Source organism: Patiriisocius marinistellae, assembly GCF_009014635.1.
Taxonomy (GTDB): Bacteria; Bacteroidota; Bacteroidia; order Flavobacteriales; family Flavobacteriaceae; genus Patiriisocius; species Patiriisocius marinistellae.
Genome location: NZ_BKCF01000004.1, coordinates 68,803 through 91,294 on the forward strand (window position 1 = coordinate 68,803; position 22,492 = coordinate 91,294).

The window sequence follows — 22,492 nt, forward strand, 5'->3', positions numbered from 1 at the left end:
AAATTAGCTTATTTTAAAATTATAATTTATGAAGTCACAAAGAATAAATTCTTTGTGACTTTTTTTTTTGGCACGCCAATTGAAATGTTAAAATCATAACCAATACCTTTGAGTTATGAAAAACTTTATAATCATATTATTAGTTGCTATGCTATTTGCAAGTTGCAATAGCACAAAGCGAAACTTGCGATTACTTAGTGAAGGTGAATATGAACAAGCAATTGAGCTTGCTGTTAAAAAACTTCAAAAAGATAAATCTGCTGGAAAAAATGATGCTCGAATTGTTTTACTTGAGGATGCTTTTGCAAAAGCTATCGATGAAGATACGCGTAGTATTTCATTCTTAAAGAAACAGAATACTCCGCAAGCAACTAGAAAAATTTTTTACACGTATCAAAATATGGAATATTACCAGAGTATGATACGCCCACTATTGCCTTTACATAGTGCTTCTTTGAATAGGTATGCAAAGTTTAAAATGGTTGATTATAGCAATGATATTATACTAGCTAAAAATAATTATTTAAATGCGCTATATAATGAAGCAGATATCTATATGAATAGGCAGACAATAGATGACTATAGGACAGCTTATAATATATATTGTGATATTGATGAACTACAATCTAATTATAAAAATGTTACTCAATTAAAGGATGATGCTCGTTTTTATGGGACAGATTTTGTACATGTACAACTTTATAATCGTAGTGGTCAATTAATTCCATTAAGATTAGAACGTGACCTACTTGACTTCAACACCTATGGTTTAGATGATTTCTGGACACAATATCATTCTGTGAAAGAACGAGATATTGATTACAATTTTGGTGTTGAATTTGATATTCGAGAAATCTCTGTTGCTCCAGAAAGAATGAGTGAAGTTGAAGAACGTCGTAGTAAAAGAATTAAAGATGGTTGGGAATATGTATACGACCGCCGTGGAAATGTAAAAAAAGATAGTCTCGGAAATGATATTAAAATCGACAAATATATTACGGTTAATGCTCGTATAACTTTTACAACACAAACTAAAGCTACTATTATAGGTGGAGATGTTGTTTATAAAGATTTAGTTAAAAATAGACTATTAAATAGATACCCAATGGCTAGCGAATTTATTTTTGAAAATGAATTTGCGAGGTTTAGAGGAGATGAGCGAGCATTAACTCCAGAGGATAGAAAATTTTTAAAACGTGATTATATTCCTTTTCCTACTAGTGAACAAATGGTTTTTGATGCTGGAGAGGATTTAAAATTAAGACTTAAAGATATTTTAAAAAATAATGGTTTTAGGTAAATTGATTTTTCTAAAACTAAAAAAGACTCCTAGCAGGAGTCTTTTTTTTATACTATTTTATTTTAAACAAACCGTTCAAGATCTGCTGCTTGAATTGAATGATGAGATTCATTAAATACTGCTGTTCCATTTTTAACAACTATAAGTTGCGGACTTTGATGAATAACCTGAAATTTATACCCAACCTCATTTGAAACCTCTCTATATGCTTTTAAATCCAAGTAATACAATTTCATTTGACTATCGTTCAAAGAATAACTTCTTTCAAAATTTCGATATACCATTTTGCTAATTCCACAAGTTGTAGAGTGTTTAAAAATAGCCACAGGAGTAGATTTTGATTGCTCAACAATCTCTTCTAGTTGTTCCATTTGAGAAAGCACATGCCAAGGAACTTCTATAATCTCTTCTTTTGCAACGTCGCTTGCTGTCTTTTTAAATTTGCTAAATAATCCCATATCTTTTAATTTTAACAAAGATACAATCTAGATAATTACTTTTTCTGAATGTTATATTAAAGTAATAAGCCGACATTTTGTCTTGCTAAACACCTGTAATAACAGACATTTTGTCTTTTTCTTAAATTGGCTTACCTTTTGAAATATGCATCTCGAAATTAAATATAACAACTACTGAAATTGATTTAATCCGTTTCAGAATAAAATATAAAAAATGAATTTTAATAATTATACCATAAAAAGTCAAGAGGCCATACAGCAAGCCCAACAACTTGCGCAAGGATATGGCCATCAGCAAATAGAAAACGAACACATTATGAAAGCCATTTTTGAAGTGGATGAAAATGTTACTCCGTTTCTATTAAAAAAATTAAACGTAAACGTATCTACGTTACAGCAAATTTTAGATAAGCAATTAGAAAGCTTTCCTAAAGTATCTGGCGGTGATATTATGTTATCGCGTTCGGCTAGCAGCACAGTTAATGAGGCTAGCAACATTGCGAAGAAAATGAATGACGAATACGTTTCAGTAGAACATCTACTATTGGCTATTTTTAAATCAAAAAGTAATATTGCCCAAACATTAAAGGATCAAGGCGTTACAGAAAAAGGTTTAAAAGCTGCAATAGAAGAACTCCGGAAAGGTGACCGGGTGACTTCTCAGAGTGCTGAAGAAACATACAATTCACTTAACAAATACGCACGAAATTTAAATCAATTAGCGCGCGACGGAAAACTAGATCCCGTAATTGGACGTGATGAAGAGATAAGAAGAATTCTTCAAATATTAACTCGTAGGACCAAAAACAACCCAATGCTCGTAGGAGAACCTGGTACTGGTAAAACAGCTATTGCCGAAGGACTTGCACACAGAATAGTTGATGGTGATGTTCCCGAAAATTTAAAAACTAAAGAAGTGTTTTCTTTAGATATGGGTGCCTTAATTGCAGGAGCTAAATTTAAAGGAGAGTTTGAAGAACGACTTAAAGCTGTCATTAAAGAGGTGACATCAAGTGATGGAGATATTGTTCTCTTTATTGATGAGATTCACACACTCGTAGGTGCAGGTGGTGGACAGGGTGCGATGGATGCGGCAAATATTTTAAAGCCAGCATTAGCACGTGGAGAACTTCGTGCTATAGGAGCAACAACACTTGATGAATATCAAAAATATTTTGAAAAAGACAAAGCTTTAGAGCGTCGTTTTCAAAAAGTGATGGTGAATGAGCCTGATACAGAAAGTGCAATTTCAATACTTAGAGGTATTAAGGAAAAATATGAAGCACACCATAAAGTACGCATAAAAGATGAGGCAATTATTGCCGCTGTTGAGTTATCACAACGCTATATTACTAACAGGTTTTTACCAGATAAGGCTATTGATTTAATGGATGAAGCTGCTAGTAAAATGCGTATGGAAATTAATAGCAAGCCGGAGGAACTTGATGTTCTTGATCGTAAAGTTATGCAACTTGAGATTGAAATAGAGGCTATAAAACGTGAGAATGACGAAACAAAATTAAAAAGCTTAAGAAGTGATCTCGCTAATATAAAAGAAGAACGCAACGAACTTAATGCTAAATGGAAAAGCGAAAAAGAAGTTGTTGAAAATGTCCAGAATTTAAAAACTGAGATTGAAGACTATAAACTTGAAGCAGAACGTGCGGAGCGCGAGGGAGATTTTGGTAAAGTAGCTGAAATTCGATACGGAAAAATTAAAGAAACGCAAGAAAAGCTTTCAGAATTAGAACAACAACTTGCTAAAAACCAATCTGGAAATTCTTTAATCAAAGAAGAGGTTACTAATGAAGATATTGCTGAAGTTGTTGCAAAATGGACAGGGATTCCTGTGACTAAAATGCTACAAAGTGATAGAGAAAAGCTACTAAAGTTAGAAAACGAGCTCCATAAAAGAGTTGTTGGACAAGAAGAAGCAATTGTGGCGGTTAGTGATGCTGTACGAAGAAGTAGAGCTGGATTACAAGATCCCAAAAAACCACTAGGAAGTTTTCTATTCTTGGGAACAACTGGAGTAGGTAAAACTGAGCTAGCAAAAGCCCTTGCAGCATATATGTTTGATGATGACAACGCAATGACTAGAATTGATATGAGTGAATATCAAGAACGTCATAGTGTAAGCCGTTTAGTTGGTGCTCCTCCAGGATATGTAGGTTATGACGAAGGTGGGCAATTGACTGAGGCAGTAAGAAGAAAACCATATTCAGTGGTACTGCTTGATGAAATTGAAAAAGCACATCCAGACACTTTTAATATTTTACTACAAGTACTTGATGAAGGAAGATTAACAGATAATAAAGGGCGTATTGCAGATTTTAAAAATACGATTATCATTATGACCAGTAATATGGGAAGTGAAATCATCCAACAAAAGTTTGAAACGGTTAAAGATCCAGAAACTGCAATGGAAGGTGCAAAAGTAGAAGTACTTGGATTGTTAAAACAAATGGTACGCCCAGAATTTTTAAATCGCATTGACGACATAATAATGTTTACTCCTTTAAATAAAGACCACATCAAAAAAATTGTGGGATTACAATTAAAAGGATTATCAAAAATGTTAACAAAACAAGGTATTACACTAGATGCTACAGATGAGGCTATTAACTATCTTTCTGAGAAAGGATTTGACCCCCAGTTTGGTGCAAGACCGGTAAAGAGAGTTATTCAAAAAGAAGTTTTAAATGAGTTATCTAAAGAAATTCTTTCGGGTAAAGTGACTACAGATAGTATCATTCTACTAGATAGTTTTGATTCAAAATTAGTTTTTAGAAACCAAAATGATCTAGTTACAAATTAACAATACGAGGTTTTGAGTGTACCTCATTTCTGGAAGTAAATCTATCGACTTATTAAGGAAAAAAAACTCTCAGTTTCATAATTGGTTGGTTAGCCGCTAATGTTTTAAAAAAGCATTAGCGGTTCTTTAAAATAAAAAAATGCCTCTAGAATATTAAAATTCTAGAGGCATTTTTAAATAACTTACTGTTTTACCAGCTTGCTATTTCTTTTTGTACTGCTTCTTTAGCCTTACCTGTTTTCTCTTGCATCTTACCAACTAGTTGGTCGTACTGCCCTTCAGAAAAAGCTTCATCATCATTAAAAGTCATGCCGTATTGTTCTTTTGCTTTTCCTTTAATTTGGTTCCATTTTCCTTTTAATTCTGTCGTATTCATAGCTTTTTTGTTTAGAAATTAATACTAATATAAAACTACAAAACATCAATTACTCTTAGTATTAAGTAAAAGCTAATAATACCCTAATATTGTCATAATTTCAAAAGATATTTAAGTAATAACAAAAGTCAATATTAAAATACTGCAAAAAAATTGTTCTGGGAAAATCGATTCCTACTATAAACTTTAAAAAACTGATTATATAGATGTAACAAAATCAACAGTTTGCGCGTCATATTTATGTGAGACGTCATTAATCATTTAAAAAAAATGGCATAACCTTTAAAATTAATTATTATGAAAACGCAAAAAAATACACAGAAAAGAGAGACAATACAACAACGTAATACTCCACTAGCAATTTATATGTTTAGCATTACAACTATTGTAATTACTTACGCTATTTTTCTTGCACAAACACAATTATAAAAGAGAATCTCTAGAGATAAAATTTTTTTCTTCGGAAATTTTAGTCAATATTTTATCTATAACACAACCAAATTTTCTCGTATTTTTGAATTTTGAAACTACTAATTTCTGAAAAACTTTTAAAAATCTTACAGATGAAAAATTGGGTATTTATTTTATTTTTAGCGGTAGCAAGTATGTCTTGTCAAGAAAACAAGAATGAGCAAAAGGAAGCTGACGTAACGGCTGAATTGAAAGATGATTCTATTAAAATTCCAGAGTCGACAATTACTACTTTTTACCTCATTAGACATGCAGACAAGGATACTCGTGATGTAAAAAGTGAAGACCCACCATTAACAGAGGAAGGAAAAAAACGTGCTGAATCTTGGGCTGAATATTTTAGTAACGAAGTCATTAATGCAATTTACACTACAAATTACGACAGGACAAGACATACTATTTTTTATCTAGCGAGAGATAAAGATATTTCTGCCGAATTATATTACCCTGGCGAACTTTTCAACAATCAATTTCTTAACAAAGTACAAGGACAAACAGCAGTCATTGTAGGTCACAGCAATACTATACCTCAACTAGTTAATAGAATGATTGGTGAAGAAAAATTTAGTGACATTGATGATAATGATTACGACAATCTATATGTTGTAACATTTAAAGGAAACACCGCTACTGCAATCGTTAAAGACATTAATTAAGCATTACACGCACATTTTCAGTTTCAATTTTTGAGAGTAATTTTAGGTTATTTTGCTCAAATAACTTATCAAGATCTGTGAGTGGTGTTTCAAGACTTTCAGGCTTGTAGTTATTATAATCTACAAAACGAACTCCTTCAATAGTACGTGGATTATACGCTTCTCTAAAACGAATCCCGCCTCCATTTACAGCATAGCTATATGCTAAATAATCTACGGTAAAATTTGTTTTGTGAACCCAGTACATAAATACATCATCAAAATCTGTCCCTCCTCCTTCTTCTTTAAAAGTAACCTCAATTTTATAATACGGCACATCGTTTATACTCCCCTCACCCACTAATTTTTTATTAACCGCTGGAGCATTTAATCCATACGGCAACTGAGAAAAATAGTGCACCGAATTTACCCCGTCAACAATTTTTATTTTTATAGAATCTGATACATTAACGATAGAATCATTTATTTCTCTTCTGAAATTTGTATTTGAAAATACATCTTTAATAACAGAAACACTATCGTGGATAATTCTGCTATAACTATAATTTCCACCATCTCTAGTACTTTGATACTTTCCTTTTCTAAAGTCAAAATCAATGGTTATATTTTCACAATTTCCACTACAGGCAGTCTCAATAGCATTATCTATTATTTGTTGTGCGGTTAGTTTTTCTTCGGTATTTGCACAAGAAACAAGAGTCGTAAAAAGGATTATGGAAAGTATATATTTCATGAGTTTTATATTTCAGTAGCAAAGATAGCCACTTAAAGTTATGTTAGTTATTTAAATGTTTAATGGATTAGTTCTATTTTTGTGTTATGGCATTACAGAAAAACGTAAAAATTAAAAATAGAAAAGCTCGCTTTGAGTATGAAATTCTCGACAAATACGTCGCAGGTATTGTCCTTGCTGGCACTGAAATAAAAGCCATCCGCGAAGGACAAGCATCTATTGCTGAGAGTTTTTGCGAATTCAATGAAAAAGAAGAGTTATTTGTCATTAACATGACGGTGCAGGAATACTCGCACGCAACCCATTTTAACCACAACCCAAAAAGCGAACGCAAATTATTACTCAATCGTGCTGAGCTAAAAAAGTTGCACAAATCCGTAAAAGCCTCTGGTTTGACAATTATACCTCTATTGCTATTTACAAATGATAAAGGGCTTGCAAAAATCCAAATCGCTTTATGTCGTGGTAAACGTGAGTTTGACAAAAGAGATTCAATTAAAGATAGAGATAGTAAACGGAACTTAGCGAGGATTAAGAAAAGTTTTAATAATTAAAAATATTTTAGAGTAAGTTAATAGTATTCCTAAAGTTAAAAAATTTTTCATAAGCACTCAGCTCTGCGTATCTTCGTTATGCTATATATTCAGCTTATGAAAAGATTAATTATTGCATTACTTTTTCTCACTAGTTTCATTTCCGAAGCACAAATTGTTGGTAAAGTTACTAATACTCTTAAAGAACCACTCCCCTATGTAAATGTATACGTGCAAGATACATATACTGGTACAACCACAAATGATGATGGAAATTTTGAACTTAATGTGGGACGCGAAGGCATTTACACTATTATCGTCCAATTTTTAGGATATACAAAGGTTACTAAAGAAATAAATATTAAGTCATTTCCTTACATTTTAAATATCACCTTAAACGAGGAGACAACTAGCCTTGACGAAGTTGTAATAGACAGTGAAGAAGACCCTGCAAATCGCATTATAAGAGCAACTATTGCTCAGCGCAAAGAAAATTTAGCTAAAATTAGCGAGTACACCGCAGATTTTTACTCTCGTGGTTTATGGAAAGTTGAAGATGTTCCTGAAAAAATACTTGGTCAAGAAGTAGGTGATCTTGATGGCGCTTTAGATTCTACGCGTACGGGTATTATTTATCTTTCCGAAACAATTTCAAAAATTTCGTATCAAGAACCTAATGACTTTAATGAGCGCATCATTGCAAGCAAAGTGAGCGGAAGAGATAATGGCTTTAGTTTTAATAGTGCGCAGGAATCTACATTTTCGTTTTACGAAAACACCATTGATTTGAGTGCGGCAATTGTTTCTCCTATTGCTAATAACGCTTTTAGTTATTACGATTATAAGCTTGACGGTGTCTTTTATGAAAATGGCAAACTCATTAATAAAATAAATGTCATCCCTAAAAGACCAAAAGATCGTGTATTTAGTGGGCAAATTTATATTGTTGAAGATGACTGGCAACTTTATGGAGTAGAAATTAAAACTACAGGGAGTGCCATCCAAGTCCCCTTTATTAAAGAGATTGTTTTTAAACAAAACTTTAAATATGATAGTGAATACGACTTTTGGGTAAAGCTATCTCAAACCATCGATTTTGGTTTTGGATTTATGGGACTTAACGGAGAAGGGCATTATATCTGTAATTATAGTAACTACGATTTTAAACCTAATTTTGATAAAAAAAGTTTTAGCAATGAAGTGCTTTCCTTTGAGCCAGAAGCAAACAAGAAAGACAGCCTTTTCTGGAAAGGAACACGCCCAGTGCCTTTAACAAATGAAGAACTCAATGATTATATAAAAAAGGACAGTTTACAAACATTGCGGCGCTCTAAGCCTTATTTAGATTCGCTTGATAAAAAATCAAACAAGTTTAGCTTAACTGCCCCATTATTGGGCTATACTTACAGTAAAAGTTATGATAAATGGAGACTTAGTTATGATGGTCCTGTTCCTGAAATTGCATTTAATACAGTTCAAGGCTATAATAGTAGCGCGGGATTGAGCTTCTTTAAATGGTATAATGAAAATCAAACAAACTGGCTCGCAGCATCTGTTAATGCAACCTACGGGATTGATGAAGACAGATTTAGATTTACTGGACGCATTACTAAAAATTTTAATCGAAAAAATAATTTAAGGGTTTCAATTTCCGGAGGAAGCAAACTCGAACAATTTAATGCTAGTGAACCAATTTCGCCATTGATTAATAGCATTGCGACGTTGTTTTTTGAGCGCAATTATATGAAATTGTATGCTCTTGATTTTGTGCGTTTTAATTATCAGCAAGAATTATTTAACGGTCTAGAAACTCGCGTACGCTTGGGCTATGAAAATAGAAGTCCCATTTTTAATAATTCAAATCATTATTATATTAATAATGGTAGTGATGTGAGTTATACTTCAAACAATCCATTGACACCTGCAGATTTTGATAATTCTGCAATTGACGAGCACTCTATTTTTAAAAGTAATATAGCATTGCGTATTACGTTTGGGCAAAAATATTTTTCAAATCCTGATATGAAATTTAATATTGGTAATGAATTATATCCACAACTTACTCTTCGATTTGAAAATGGATTAGGCGCATCAAATAATAATTATAATTATAGCCAATTAAGCGGAGAATTGTATCAAGATTTTTCCCTCGGAAATAAAGGCGAATTTTACTATCGCGTTAAAGGTGGAACCTTTTTTAATGGCGATGATATAAGCTTTGCTGATTATCAACATTTCAACGGAAACCAAACTAGAGTAGGCACTTCACCTAATTATACAAATACTTTTAATCTATTACCATATTATGATTTGAGTACTAACCAAAATTATTTAGAAGGACACTTAGAACACGATTTTAAAGGTTGGATCCTCGGAAAAATTCCTGGTATTAATCAACTTAATTTTAACCTAGTTATTGGCGCTCACATATTAGCTACAGACAGCAGAAAGCCATACTCAGAATTCTCAGTAGGTATTGATAATTTAGGTTTTGGTAACTATCGATTACTCCGTGTTGATTATGTACGTTCTAATTACAATGGTGTAAAAGACGGTGCATTTATATTTGGGTTAAAGTTTTTAGATTTATTGGGGTTGTAAATTAATTTTTATCCTCTAATAAAGGTACAAACCTAAACTCACCAAATTCTTCTTTGCTAAAGGCAGTTGGGGAGATACGCGTGTACACTTCCATAATTTGCACTTTATCTCCCACAGGAATTACTAGCTTAGCACCCACTTTTAATTGTGCCAATAATGGTTTAGGCACATACGGCGCTCCTGCAGTTACAATTATACCATCAAAAGGCGCTTCGTTTTCAAGACCAATATACCCATCCCCAAAAATTAATTTTTTAGGCCGGTAGCCTAGTTTGGGTAGAAAGCGTTTTGTTTTTTTAAAAAGTTCGTTTTGGCGTTCAATACTATAAACTTTTGCCCCTACCTCAAGAAGAACGGCCGTTTGATACCCACTCCCTGTACCTATTTCGAGTATTTTATCACCTCTTTTTACTCCTAGTAATTCTGTTTGACGTGCCACGGTATAGGGTTGAGAGATTGTTTGATCTGCAGCAATAGGAAATGCTTTATCCACGTAAGCATGATCAATAAAACTACTATCCATAAATAAATGGCGTGGTATTTTATTTACGGCAGCGAGCACATCTGGATTTGTAATTCCTTTTTTCTTAAGTGTTTCCACGAGGCGCTTACGCATGCCTTGATGAGTAAAAGTGTCTTTCAATGTGCTAGAATTTTGGGAGGTTATGGATGATTGCAAAATAGCAAAAAAGAAAATAAATTTTGATGTAATAAATTGCAATTTGAGAAATAATTTATTTTTTAAAAGACGAGTAATTTTACAAATAAATTGTACGAAACCTTTAAACAACACCCATCATTCCCGCCGTTAAAATTTTAGAAAAAAGAAAACACATTAATCTTTATAATTATAATTATTCATCCATTTTAAGTTAACAATATTTCTATTAAATCACCCTTTTAAACTCCCTATCATTCTCGTACATTTGTAGAAAACACGAGCGCATGTTAAAAGCAGGAGTCTTGGGTGCTGGACACTTAGGTAAAATTCATTTAAAGTTATTAAAGCAATCCACAAATTATGAATTAGTGGGTTTTTATGATGCAAATCAAGAGGCAGCAAAAGCTCTAGAAGCTGAGCTGGGCTATAAAAGTTTTTCATCCATGGAGGCACTTATTGATGCCTGCGATATGGTTGATGTTGTTACACCCACTATTCATCACTTTGCGTGTGCCGAAAAAGTTATCAAAGCTGGTAAACACCTTTTTATAGAAAAACCTATAACGAACACGGTAACCGAAGCTGATACCATTAGAGACTTAGCTAAAAAGCACGGTGTACGTGGACAAGTGGGGCAAGTAGAACGTTTTAACCCTGCGTTTATGGCGGTGAATCATATGATTGAAAATCCTATGTTTATTGAAGCGCATAGATTATCAGACTTCAATCCTCGAGGCACAGATGTTTCTGTAGTTTTAGACTTGATGATACATGATATTGATGCCATTTTAAGCGTTGTTAAAAGTAAGGTGAAAAATGTGCATGCGAGTGGCGTATCTGTAATTAGCGACACGCCAGATATAGCAAACGCGCGTATTGAGTTTGAAAATGGCTGTGTGGCAAATTTAACGGCGAGTAGAATCTCGATGAAGAAAATGCGTAAGGCGCGTTTCTTTCAAAAAGATGCATATATATCGGTCGATTTTTTAGAGAAAAAATGTGAAGTGGTGAAGATGAAAGATGCTCCTAAAAATCCAGACGATTTTGCAATGGTACTCACCAATGCCGAAGGTGTGAAAAAACAAATTTACTTTGATAATCCTGAGGTGGCAGGCAATAATGCAATTCTCGACGAACTTGATAGTTTTGCCCAAGCTATTGCAAATGACACGACTCCTGAGGTATCATTATCACAAGGTGCAGATGCACTGAGAGTAGCAATGCAAGTGATTGAAAATTTTAAAGAAATATAATAATTTAAAGACACCCGCATTTGTGGGGAATGAATATGAAAAATGTAGCAGTAATAGGTGCTGGAACAATGGGTAACGGTATTGCCCACACGTTTGCACAAAAAGGATATAAAGTACAATTGATTGATATTTCGCAAGCGTCGCTTGATAAGGGAATGGCCACCATTTCTAAAAACCTTGACCGCATGGTAGCGAAAGAAAAAATAACAGAAGATGGCAAAGCCGAAACGTTAAGCAACATTACCACTTTTACTAACATGGAAGCGGGTGTAAAAAATGCTGGTTTAGTGGTAGAGGCAGCAACCGAAAATCTTGATTTAAAACTGAAGATTTTTAGAGACCTTGAAAAGTTTTGCCCAGATGACACAATCCTTGCAAGCAACACTTCATCCATTTCTATTACACAAATTGCGGCAGTAACTTCAAGACCAGAAATGGTGATTGGAATGCATTTTATGAACCCAGTCCCAATTATGAAATTGGTTGAAATTATAAAAGGGTACAGTACTAGCGACGAAACATACAAAACAGTTGAAGAAATCTCTAAAAAACTAGGTAAAGTTCCTGTAGAAGTAAACGACTACCCAGGGTTTGTAGCAAACCGTATTTTGATGCCTATGATTAATGAGGCTATTGAAACATTATATAATGGAGTTGCTGGAGTAAAAGAAATTGACACCGTAATGATGCTAGGAATGGCTCACCCAATGGGGCCGCTTGCACTTGCAGATTTTATTGGTCTTGATGTCTGTCTTTCTATTTTGAACGTAATGTATGATGGCTTTAAAAACCCTAAATATGCTCCTTGCCCACTATTAGTTAATATGGTTATGGCAGGAAAACTAGGTGCAAAAAGTGGCGAAGGTTTCTATGATTATTCTGAAAACAGGAAAGCCGAAGTTGTTGCTAGTATGTTTGTATAAAAAACCATAGTCAGTAACTTTTAGACGATAGTAAAAAGTGAGTTATTAGTTTCGAAAAGTAATAATTAATTTTCGACATACGATTACTAACTTAAACCAAGAGTTAATTAAAATTATGAACCAGTTAAAATACATATTATTTGCAATACTGATTTTTGGTTTTCAGAATTCTTTTGCATGTTCTTGTGTGGAGGTTTCGGGTTCATTTAAAGAGAAAGTACTTTACAGCATTGAAAGCAGCGACTATGTTTTTATTGGACTTGTTATTAATGTTGAAAGAATTGACGATGGAAAAAATGAATTTTCTTCACGTTACAACTTATATACGTTTGAAATTGTCAAAAAATTTAAAGGTGTTTCTAAAAGGAAAATTATAAAAATAAAGTCACAACAAGATGGTGCTGCTTGTGGCTATAATTTTGATTTAGGACAAACCTATTTAGTACATACAAATAATTTTGAACAAGATAATTGGACTGGCCTATGCACCAGAAACAATGTAATAAGACACGTTCGTAAAAAAGAACTTCGATTACTTAAAAGATACAAACGAAAAAATAATAGCTAATTATACTATAAAATTTGGCAAAAATAATTCCATTTAAAGCAGTTCGCCCCACACGGGATAAGGTGAGTCTTATTGCAGCAAGGTCGTATGATAGTTATAGACCAGAGCAAGTGGAAGCTAGACTCCGCGACAATCCATTTTCTTTTTTACACATTGTCAACCCCGGTTATAAATATCAACAAGTAACAAGTGGCGCTCAACGCTATAAACTAGTTCGTAATCGGTATCAAGAATTTAAAGAAGATGAGTATTTTATTAAGGATACTGCCCCCTCATTTTATATTTATAAAATAGTAAACCGCGACGGTCTTGAATTTAATGGCATTGTTGCTGCTGCAAGTGCTCAGGATTATGAAGATGATGTTATAAAAAAACACGAAGACACACTAGAATATAAGGAGACTATATTTGTTGAATACTTAAAAACCGTAGGTTTTAATGCAGAGCCTGTACTACTAACTTACCCTGACAATAAAGATCTAGACTCTATTATTGCCAAAATAATGGAGACAAGAGCAGAGTATGAATTTACAACAACATACAGAGACACTCACTATATGTGGCCTGTCGCAAATGTTGAATTAGTTACTCAAATTACCAGCATATTTGCTGAAATAAAAACACTTTACATTGCAGATGGGCACCATAGAAGTTCATCATCTTATCTACTAGCAAAGAAATCAGAGGCTGAAAATGATAAACATAATGGAACAGAATCTTATAACTTTTTTATGAGTTATTTGATTCCTGAAAGTGATTTAAAAATATATGAGTTTAATAGGCTCATAAAAGATTTAAACGGACTAAAGAAAGACGAATTTTTAATAAAACTTGATGAAATTTTCCGAATTGAAAATAGAGGACATGAATATTACAAACCCTCAAAGAAGCATCATTTTAGTATGTATCTAGATGGCGATTTTTATTCGCTCTATCTTCGAAAGGACTATTATACTATAAATAATGCCCTTGATGCGCTGGACACTCATATATTATATGCTACAATTTTAAAGCCCATTTTAGGAATTGAAGATGTAAGAAATGACACTCGGTTAGAATATTCGCATGGCAAAAACGATTTAGCATTTCTTAAAAGTGCCGTTGATAAGGGGGAATTTGCCGTTGGATTTGGTATGCTTCCTGTAACTACTTCGGAAATGAAACAAATTGCAGATGAGGGACTAAAAATGCCACCTAAGAGTACATATATAGAACCAAAACTTCGTAGTGGGGTGACCATTTATGAGTTTTAATATAACCATCAATTATTATCATTTTTTAGGTTTTAGTGAAATCAATAATTTCAACTATTTTGTTTTGAAGTATCTGAAAAATTAAAACTTAAGATTTTGCAATCAATTAGAAAACACCATTTTAATTGATTACTATTAATTAAACATTGAATATTACGTATGTCTGAAATTTCAGAAAACATAAAAAAATATAAAACTGAGTTACCTAAAAATGTTACACTTGTAGCAGTATCAAAAACAAAACCTGTTGAAGATTTGATGGAAGCCTACGAAGCTGGTCAACGTGTTTTTGGTGAGAATAAGATTCAAGAAATGGAATCTAAATGGCAAGAAATGCCTAAGGATATTGAATGGCATATGATTGGACATGTGCAACGTAACAAGGTTAAATATATGGCACCGTTTGTTAGTTTGATTCATGCAGTGGATAGTTTAAAATTGTTAAAAGAAATCAACAAACAAGCTTTAAAAAATGATAGAAAAATTAACTGCCTCTTGCAGATAAAAATTGCCGAAGAGGATAGTAAATTTGGAATGGAAGCCTCACTTGCTTCAGAAATATTAATTTCAGAAGAATTTAAAGAATTAAAAAATGTTTCGGTCGTAGGATTGATGGGAATGGCTACATTTACAGAAGACGAAAGTCAAGTAGCTTCAGAATTTGAAAGATTGAAAGTGATTTTTAAAAATTTCCGAAGTAAACATTCAGCATTAAAAACACTGAGTATGGGCATGAGCGGTGATTATAAGCTTGCGATTGAACATGGCAGCACTATGGTACGCATAGGTAGCTCTATTTTTGGAAGCCGAAATTAAACACAATTAAGAATTTAGATTTAGGAAAAATACATTTGGAATACGCAATTTTAGACATAGAAACCACCGGAGGAAAATACAATGAAGAAGGTATTACAGAAATTGCGATATATAGATTTGACGGCACTAAAGTAGTTGACCAATTTGCAAGTTTAGTAAACCCCGAACGTTCTATCCAACCTTTTGTTGTCAATCTTACTGGTATTAATAGTGAAATGTTACGTAACGCACCTAAGTTTTATGAGGTAGCAAAACGCATTATTGAAATTACTGATGGCGCAGTACTTGTAGCACATAACGCAAAATTTGATAACCGAATTTTAACTACAGAGTTTGATAGATTAGGTTACAATTTTGAAAAAGAAACACTTTGTACAGTGGAGCTCGCAAAAAAATTAATTCCAGATATGCCTTCATATAGTTTGGGCAAGTTAGTTAGGTCATTAGGAATCCCTTTAAGTGACAGACATCGTGCCCAAGGTGACGCAAAAGCAACCGTTGAGCTATTTAAGATACTCTTAGTAAAAGATACAAATAAAGATATTGTCAAACAATTTGTAAAGAGAGATCCAAAAAAGCAAATTGACACCAAGTTGTTAGAGATCATAAAAGGAACGCCTTCAGAGGTTGGTGTTTATTATATGCACAATGAACAAGGAGATATTATTTATATTGGGAAAAGTAAAAACATAAAGAAACGACTTACTCAGCATTTTACTAGCGATAACCGAAAATCAAAGGCAATACAACTTGTCGTAACTGCAGTTACTTTTGAAAAAACTGGAAATGAACTTATCGCATTATTACAGGAGAGTGATGAAATAAAAAAACACAAACCTAAATATAATAGAGCTTTACGCAAAACTGTTTTTAATTATCAATTAGGTTCGTTTAAAGATGAATTAGGGTACATTAATTTAAAAATTGAAAAGGCAGATGCTCGTAAAAAAGCTATCACTACTTTTTCAAATTATCAATCAGCAAAAAATAATCTTGAAAATATTATTAATAAATACAACCTTTGCCAACGATTAGGAGGATTTCATACTACTAAAGGCAGTTGTTTTAATTATGAAATAAAACAATGTGAAGGAGCTTGCATACAGGAAGAAACGCCTGAATTATATAATACCCGAGTTCAAAATTTTCTAGATGAATACAGTTATGCTGACAAGAATATGCTTGTTATTGATAGAGGCCGTGATATTGAAGAGCGTTCTGTGGTTTTAATCGAAGAAGGAAAGTTTAAAGGTTTTGGATTTTATAACTTAAATTATCAAATTAACAATCCTGAAATCTTAAAATCAATTATTCGTCCCATGGATAATAATCGTGATTCTCAACACATCATTCAAAGTTATTTGAGAAAAAATAAAGTGCTTAAAATTGTTAATTTAAAATCAAACTCCGTAAAATAAGGTAAACTTGACTATTTTTAAAAATAAATCAATATAAGTGGGCAAAAGGATAAATAACGGATGGCGTAATAAGCTATACACTATCATTTATGAAGCAGATACTCCATTAGGTAAGCTGTTTGATGTTCTATTGCTTGTACTCATTGTAGTTAGTGTTATTTTTGTAATGGTGGAAAGTATAAGAGGACTCCCACCCTACTTGTATGAATGGCTTTACTATGGAGAGTGGGTTATTACAATCTTTTTCACTTTTGAATATATTGCTAGAATAATTACCGTCAAAAAACCGTCAATTTATATTTTCAGTTTTTATGGTATCATTGATTTTCTATCTACCATTCCACTATATCTTTCATTTATTTTAGTTGGTTCAAATGTATTACTTGCCGTTCGTGCACTGCGCTTGCTAAGGGTATTTAGGATACTTAAAATTACACGCTATATAGGAGAAGCAAATAAGTTAACAAAAGCACTAAAGGATAGTCGGCCTAAGATATTAGTATTTCTATTTGCTGTTTTAATTATTGCAATCATATCAGGTACACTTATGTACCTTGTTGAAGGGGAAGAAAGTGGGTTTGTTAGTATTCCAGTTAGTGTATACTGGTGTATAGTTACACTAACAACTGTTGGTTTTGGAGATATTGCTCCCATTACCCCACTAGGCCAATTTATAGCAGCAATCATTATGATTATGGGTTATGGCATTATTGCTGTTCCTACTGGAATAGTAAGTGCTGAGTATGTAAAAAGCACGAAGCCAAAAGATGTAAACGACCCTGATTATGTTCATTTAAACACACAACTTTGCAGAAATTGCGGAGCTAAAAAACATAGAGATGATGCAGATTATTGTCATCGCTGCGGAAATCATTTGCACCCTGAAGATATTATAAATACATGAAAAAAAAGCCACTACTCGTCTGTGTTGTAGGTGCTACTGGAATAGGAAAAACAGCACTTGCAATTAAGATAGCAAATTTTTTTTCTACTGAAATTTTAAGTGCAGATTCTAGGCAATTTTTTAAAGAAATGGAAATAGGAACTGCAGTTCCATCACCAGAAGAACTTGCAGCAGCACCACATCATTTCATTCAACATAAAAGTATTTTTGAAAAGTACACAGTAGGTGATTTTGAAAAGGAGGCATTGTTAAAACTTTCAGAGCTATTTCAAAAACATTCTATTGTTGTAATGGTAGGAGGCTCAGGATTATATGTAGATGCAGTTGTAAAAGGGCTTGATACATTTCCGAAGGTAGATGTAAAAACAAGAGAAGTTCTTAACCAAGAGCTTTCAACTTATGGAATTGAAAAATTACAAAAAGAGCTTAAAGACGTTGACTCAACTTATTATAACAATATAGATATTGATAACCCTAGGCGCGTTATTAGAGCACTTGAAGTTTCTCGTAGTTCTGGAAAACCGTACTCTTCTTTTTTAAATAAAAATAAAAATAACAGAGCATTTAATACATTGTTTATTGGCATCACAGCTGAGCGTCCCATAATTTATAACCGAATAAATCGTAGGGTTGACCTTATGGTCACGGCTGGTTTAATAGAAGAGGCAAAAAACCTTGAAGAACACAAAGAATTAAATGCGTTACAAACTGTAGGCTATAGAGAGTTATTTAAATACTTTGATGGTTTTTACACAAAGGAAGTTGCTGTTGAAGAAATTAAAAAGAACACTCGTAGATTTGCTAAACGCCAAGGTACTTGGTATAAAAAAAACAATGAAATCTCATGGTTTAACTATGATACACCAATATCGAAGGTAATTGATTTTATCAATGAAAAAACGCCCTAAAAAGGGCGTTTTCTACACTATATCTTTAAATGTTAATTATCAACTTCACTTTTTACAACGAGACGGAAACCTTCTCCATGAATATTGATAATCTCAACATCGTCATCAAGGCTTAAATATTTTCTAAGCTTAGCAATATAAACATCCATACTACGAGATGTAAAATAATTATCATCTCTCCATATTTTTGTCAATGCTAATTCCCTTGGCATTAAGTCATTTTTATGTAAGGCGAGTAAACGTAATAGTTCATTTTCTTTTGGTGATAATTTTACTGGGTCTTCTTTTTTATATGATAAAAAACGTAATTTAGAATTTAAGAAAAAGTTACCCACTTCAAATTCAAATTGTTTGCTATCTGCAATGGAGTCAGTTGCTTTTCTTTGAATTATTGCTTTAATCTTCATTAAAAGCACTTCACTATCAAAGGGTTTATTAAGGTAATCATCTGCACCTACCTTATAACCTTTTAAGACATCTTCTTTCATTGCTTTTGCAGTCAAGAAAATAATAGGCACTTCCTCATTTTTTTCTCTAATTTCTTTCGCAAGTGTAAAACCATCTTTATATGGCATCATTACATCAAGAATACACAAATCGTAATCATCTTTCTTGAATTTTTCAAAACCTTCCATACCGTTCTTTGCATGAGTAACATTATAGTCATTCATAGCTAGGTAATCTTTTAAGACTGTCCCAAAATTAGGATCATCCTCTACTAATAGTATTTTTTTATTTTCAGTTTCCATATATTAAGATATTAAGTGTAATTTAATTATAAATGTGCTTCCTTTTCCTTGATCACTTTCAACACTCACTTGAGCATCATGATCATCTAGAATTCTTTTAACGTAAGACAATCCAAGTCCATGACCTTTAACGTTGTGAATATCTCCCGTGGGGACTCTATAAAATTTTTCGAATATTTTTTTTAATGCTGCTTTACTCATCCCCATACCTTGATCTCTTATTTTAAGAACAACATAATTTTTAATATTCTCGGTATAAATATCAATTTTAGGCTCATCTTCAGAATACTTCACTGCATTGTCTAATATATTTACAATGACATTAGTAATATGAGATTCATTTACAAGCACATTTGTTTTTAATGCTCCCAAATGAGAATTAATATACCCACCCCTATCATCAACTATCAATTCTATATGAGAAATTGAATCTTCAATAATGTCATGTAGATCATAACGCTCCTTAGGTAAATCAAGCTCGTTTTTATCTAATTTAGATATTCTTAAAACATTTTCAACCTGTTCATGCATTCTATGATTTTCATCCCTAATCATTTTTAAATATTTACCAGTAAATTCATCACTTGCCTTTACTTTAGGGTTTTTTAAGGCATCTAAAGCTAAATTTATTGTTGCTATAGGTGTTTTAAATTCATGCGTCATATTATTAATAAAGTCATTCTTTATTTGAGAAATTTGACGTTGTTTAAATAACTGTGAAAGTGCTGAATAAAAAGCTACAAATATAACAGTTGTAAACAGTAATGATAAGATAGTCATTCCTATTAATGAACCAAAAACTTCTCGCTCTTGCTCATAAAAATTTACATATAATTGATAACCGATATTTAAGTCTTTGTTATCAAACAAAGATACCCTAAATGTAGTTTCAGGATCTAAATCAAAACGCTGAGTTCTCACTTTAGTTCCTAAATCATTACTATAAATAGCAAATTGAAATTTTGATTCTATACCTCTCAAAGTCAACTCATCATTAATGATAGTACTAATATCATTAGCAGTAACTCTTCTATGAATAGGAATTTTTGCTGAAATATTAGAAAATGCATCTTCAAATTGAGCTCTTTCATAAGGTTTTAAACGACTAAACGACTCAGTTTTTTCTACACGGTTACTTCCTGCGTCTATATCTTTTAAAATTTTTGTTTTTACTTTCTTATTAGTTATTCGTTTAAAGAGAATACTATCTACATCTGTATCTAAAAAACTTGAAGATAATTTAAAATCTTCCTCAAGGATTCCATCCGAAAAAATATGGGCATCATTACTTTTACCATTCCCTATTCTGTAAATCAATTCACTAAAGGTTACATTTTCTGGATTTTCAGCTTCCCTTAACAAATCATTATACATTTCAAAATACTTCTCAGCTTCACGGAGTTCAATCTCGTCTGCCGTGTCTAATAAAACTTGACGAACTGTTGTTACAAATTGACTTTCTTTACTTTGATAAGAGTTTGATATCCAATACCATTGAACGAAAATAATCCCCAATAAGGCGAGGGTCATCAATGCTATTAGTAAGCCAAAAAGCTTTTTATCCATATCCAAAAGTAAGATTTTAACATTTAGCTGCTTAGCTGTTTAACCAAATGTTAACACAAACAATTTAAAGATTGTTTAATATAATTAATCAGCTATTTTTTTGTGAAGAACTCTAACCGATTTTTCAGTCAATTTTAGCTCAATATTTTCAATAATATAATCAGCAAGGGGAATTTTAATTTCGTCCTCCCACTGGTTTTTCATCCTTTCAATTACTTGTTTTTTTGTAACACCATCTCTTAACATCACACGCTCTATACGCATTTGCTTAGGAGCAGTTACTAAAATTGTTGCATCACATTTTTTATAGCCGTCATTTTCAAAAAGTATTGCAGCTTCTTTTATACAATAAGGTCCATCTTGTTTTGCAACCCATCGCTTAAAATGACTCGCAACTTTAGGATGTATAATAGCGTTCATTGCCGTTAATAAAGTTGTATTATTAAAAATTTTTGAAGCTATAAATTGCTTATTAGGACCATCAATAGTGTAAGCATCTTCTCCTAACAATGCAATAACTTTTTTTCTAATAACTTTTGAATTTGCTAAAAGTATTTTTGCTTCATCGTCAGCAATATAAATAGGGACATTTAAAGATTTAAACATTTTTGCAACAGTAGATTTACCGCTACCTATCCCTCCTGTGAGTCCTATAATTTTCATTTGAATATTAAAAAATCTATTTTTTTTGTAGTAAGTTCCGCATCTTTGATTTCCTTCGGAAATGTAACAATTTCAGGAATCATAAAGTTTTCTTCAGAATTTCGTTTAGCATAATCACAAATAACTTTAAAGTCTTCTGCCCTTATTTCATTAAATAAACTAAGCGATACAGTAAAATCAACCTCTACCCTATTAGGTATTAGTTTAATCGAACCACTTTGCGGAGCATTAATAAGTTTAACAGGTACTGTTACAATTTTTTGTGAAAACTCTTCAACTTTCAAAGCATAAGTAATTGAAGTTTCTTCCATAAAAACATCGTTTGATATTAAAGGATTTAATGGAATTTTAACTCTTAAGGATTTGTCAATATTATCTCTGTTAAATTTAATGGTTGAAATTTCAGAAATACTATCCAATAATTTTAATGGTCCTTTTAATAAAATAGAATCTGGGTTAATTTTAGCAGCTCCCACTCCATCAAACCCATTTTTAAAGGTTATAGATGTAATTGGTTTTACAGGAACTTTCTTAGTTTCAATATCATCCAAATTGATTTCAAGTTCGTTAACCGAAATATTTCGAATTGTTAAGTTTTTATTTACCTGATTAAGTATTAAAAGCTCTAAAGTAGCCTTGTCTACAATTGCTTTCTTTTTTGATGACACTAAATAAGCCCCGACATCAACACGTATAATTGGGGTTTTTGTGCCATAATATATTGCTTCAAATTTATTTGACTGTAAATCAAAGGTTAAAGTGGATAGGTTATCATTTGCTAATAATTTATCTGTTGGCACATTTACATATTCAATATTAGCTTTCACTTCAGAAATGTCTTTCCTTGAAAATTTTGTGAGCACC

The 22,492-nt window shown here is 32.4% G+C and carries 22 protein-coding genes; 14 read left to right on the forward strand and 8 right to left on the reverse strand.

Annotated features, from left to right (window positions below; all coding sequences use genetic code 11):
- Positions 1–115: 115 nt before the first annotated feature.
- Positions 116–1,300 (forward strand): hypothetical protein, encoded by a 1,185-nt coding sequence (locus GB234_RS10675; RefSeq protein WP_151894558.1) that lies wholly within the window; start codon positions 116–118, stop codon positions 1,298–1,300.
- Positions 1,301–1,362: 62 nt separating this feature from the next.
- Here the strand turns inward: GB234_RS10675 and ytxJ are convergent, their stop codons facing one another.
- Entirely contained in the window at positions 1,363–1,758 is a 396-nt protein-coding gene (gene ytxJ / locus GB234_RS10680) for a bacillithiol system redox-active protein YtxJ (RefSeq protein ID WP_151894559.1), read from the reverse strand.
- A gap of 214 nt (positions 1,759–1,972) precedes the next feature.
- Here ytxJ and clpB point away from each other — a divergent pair, with 214 nt between their 5' ends.
- Positions 1,973–4,576, forward strand: a complete 2,604-nt coding sequence (gene clpB, locus GB234_RS10685; RefSeq protein ID WP_151894560.1) for an ATP-dependent chaperone ClpB — start codon at positions 1,973–1,975, stop codon at positions 4,574–4,576.
- A gap of 190 nt (positions 4,577–4,766) precedes the next feature.
- Here clpB and GB234_RS10690 read toward each other — a convergent pair whose 3' ends face one another.
- Positions 4,767–4,952 (reverse strand): CsbD family protein, encoded by a 186-nt coding sequence (locus GB234_RS10690; RefSeq protein ID WP_151894561.1) that lies wholly within the window; start codon positions 4,950–4,952, stop codon positions 4,767–4,769.
- Between the two features lie 297 nt (positions 4,953–5,249).
- On the opposite strand from GB234_RS10690, the gene GB234_RS15275 reads away from it, so the two are divergent.
- Entirely contained in the window at positions 5,250–5,381 is a 132-nt protein-coding gene (locus GB234_RS15275; protein ID WP_262714110.1) for a hypothetical protein, read from the forward strand.
- A gap of 134 nt (positions 5,382–5,515) precedes the next feature.
- A complete protein-coding gene (locus tag GB234_RS10695) occupies positions 5,516–6,079 on the forward strand; it encodes a SixA phosphatase family protein (RefSeq protein WP_151894562.1) in 564 nt (187 codons plus the stop codon).
- On the opposite strand, the gene GB234_RS10700 is transcribed toward GB234_RS10695, so the two are convergent.
- Positions 6,072–6,812, reverse strand: coding sequence for a DUF6503 family protein (locus GB234_RS10700; RefSeq protein ID WP_151894563.1), 741 nt, complete (start codon positions 6,810–6,812; stop codon positions 6,072–6,074). The genes GB234_RS10695 and GB234_RS10700 overlap by 8 nt on opposite strands.
- An 86-nt stretch (positions 6,813–6,898) precedes the next feature.
- On the opposite strand from GB234_RS10700, the gene smpB reads away from it, so the two are divergent.
- A complete protein-coding gene (gene smpB / locus GB234_RS10705) occupies positions 6,899–7,366 on the forward strand; it encodes an SsrA-binding protein SmpB (RefSeq protein WP_151894564.1) in 468 nt (155 codons plus the stop codon).
- Positions 7,367–7,462: 96 nt separating this feature from the next.
- The gene (locus GB234_RS10710) at positions 7,463–9,946 is read left to right on the forward strand and encodes a DUF5686 and carboxypeptidase regulatory-like domain-containing protein (protein WP_235906117.1); all 2,484 of its coding nucleotides are present in this window, start codon (positions 7,463–7,465) and stop codon (positions 9,944–9,946) included.
- Between the two features lies 1 nt (position 9,947).
- Here GB234_RS10710 and GB234_RS10715 read toward each other — a convergent pair whose 3' ends face one another.
- On the reverse strand, positions 9,948–10,589 hold the full coding sequence (locus GB234_RS10715; protein WP_151894566.1) for a protein-L-isoaspartate(D-aspartate) O-methyltransferase: 642 nt from the start codon (positions 10,587–10,589) through the stop codon (positions 9,948–9,950).
- Between the two features lie 302 nt (positions 10,590–10,891).
- On the opposite strand from GB234_RS10715, the gene GB234_RS10720 reads away from it, so the two are divergent.
- The 8 genes from GB234_RS10720 to miaA all read left to right on the forward strand — a co-directional run bounded on the left by GB234_RS10720 (position 10,892) and on the right by miaA (position 18,650).
- On the forward strand, positions 10,892–11,860 hold the full coding sequence (locus GB234_RS10720; RefSeq protein ID WP_151894567.1) for a Gfo/Idh/MocA family protein: 969 nt from the start codon (positions 10,892–10,894) through the stop codon (positions 11,858–11,860).
- A 35-nt stretch (positions 11,861–11,895) separates the two neighbouring features.
- Positions 11,896–12,783 (forward strand): 3-hydroxybutyryl-CoA dehydrogenase, encoded by an 888-nt coding sequence (locus tag GB234_RS10725; protein ID WP_151894568.1) that lies wholly within the window; start codon positions 11,896–11,898, stop codon positions 12,781–12,783.
- Positions 12,784–12,898: 115 nt separating this feature from the next.
- Positions 12,899–13,351, forward strand: coding sequence for a hypothetical protein (locus tag GB234_RS10730; protein WP_151894569.1), 453 nt, complete (start codon positions 12,899–12,901; stop codon positions 13,349–13,351).
- Between the two features lie 14 nt (positions 13,352–13,365).
- Positions 13,366–14,604, forward strand: coding sequence for a DUF1015 domain-containing protein (locus GB234_RS10735; protein ID WP_151894570.1), 1,239 nt, complete (start codon positions 13,366–13,368; stop codon positions 14,602–14,604).
- A gap of 159 nt (positions 14,605–14,763) precedes the next feature.
- Positions 14,764–15,420, forward strand: coding sequence for a YggS family pyridoxal phosphate-dependent enzyme (locus tag GB234_RS10740; RefSeq protein ID WP_151894571.1), 657 nt, complete (start codon positions 14,764–14,766; stop codon positions 15,418–15,420).
- A 35-nt stretch (positions 15,421–15,455) separates the two neighbouring features.
- The gene (locus GB234_RS10745) at positions 15,456–16,838 is read left to right on the forward strand and encodes an exonuclease domain-containing protein (protein WP_151894572.1); all 1,383 of its coding nucleotides are present in this window, start codon (positions 15,456–15,458) and stop codon (positions 16,836–16,838) included.
- Between the two features lie 37 nt (positions 16,839–16,875).
- The gene (locus GB234_RS10750) at positions 16,876–17,742 is read left to right on the forward strand and encodes an ion transporter (protein ID WP_235906118.1); all 867 of its coding nucleotides are present in this window, start codon (positions 16,876–16,878) and stop codon (positions 17,740–17,742) included.
- Positions 17,739–18,650, forward strand: coding sequence for a tRNA (adenosine(37)-N6)-dimethylallyltransferase MiaA (miaA, locus tag GB234_RS10755; RefSeq protein WP_151894573.1), 912 nt, complete (start codon positions 17,739–17,741; stop codon positions 18,648–18,650). Before GB234_RS10750 ends, miaA begins: the two co-directional genes overlap by 4 nt.
- A gap of 32 nt (positions 18,651–18,682) precedes the next feature.
- Here miaA and GB234_RS10760 read toward each other — a convergent pair whose 3' ends face one another.
- The 4 genes from GB234_RS10760 to GB234_RS10775 all read right to left on the reverse strand — a co-directional run bounded on the left by GB234_RS10760 (position 18,683) and on the right by GB234_RS10775 (position 22,491).
- Positions 18,683–19,399: a response regulator transcription factor gene (locus GB234_RS10760; protein ID WP_151894574.1), complete on the reverse strand. Its 717-nt coding sequence runs from the start codon at positions 19,397–19,399 to the stop codon at positions 18,683–18,685.
- Positions 19,400–19,402: 3 nt separating this feature from the next.
- The gene (locus tag GB234_RS10765) at positions 19,403–20,965 is read right to left on the reverse strand and encodes a sensor histidine kinase (protein ID WP_151894575.1); all 1,563 of its coding nucleotides are present in this window, start codon (positions 20,963–20,965) and stop codon (positions 19,403–19,405) included.
- An 84-nt stretch (positions 20,966–21,049) separates the two neighbouring features.
- On the reverse strand, positions 21,050–21,628 hold the full coding sequence (coaE, locus tag GB234_RS10770) for a dephospho-CoA kinase (RefSeq protein WP_151894576.1): 579 nt from the start codon (positions 21,626–21,628) through the stop codon (positions 21,050–21,052).
- Positions 21,625–22,491: a YbbR-like domain-containing protein gene (locus GB234_RS10775; protein WP_172966877.1), complete on the reverse strand. Its 867-nt coding sequence runs from the start codon at positions 22,489–22,491 to the stop codon at positions 21,625–21,627. Before GB234_RS10775 ends, coaE begins: the two co-directional genes overlap by 4 nt.
- Position 22,492: the final 1 nt, after the last annotated feature.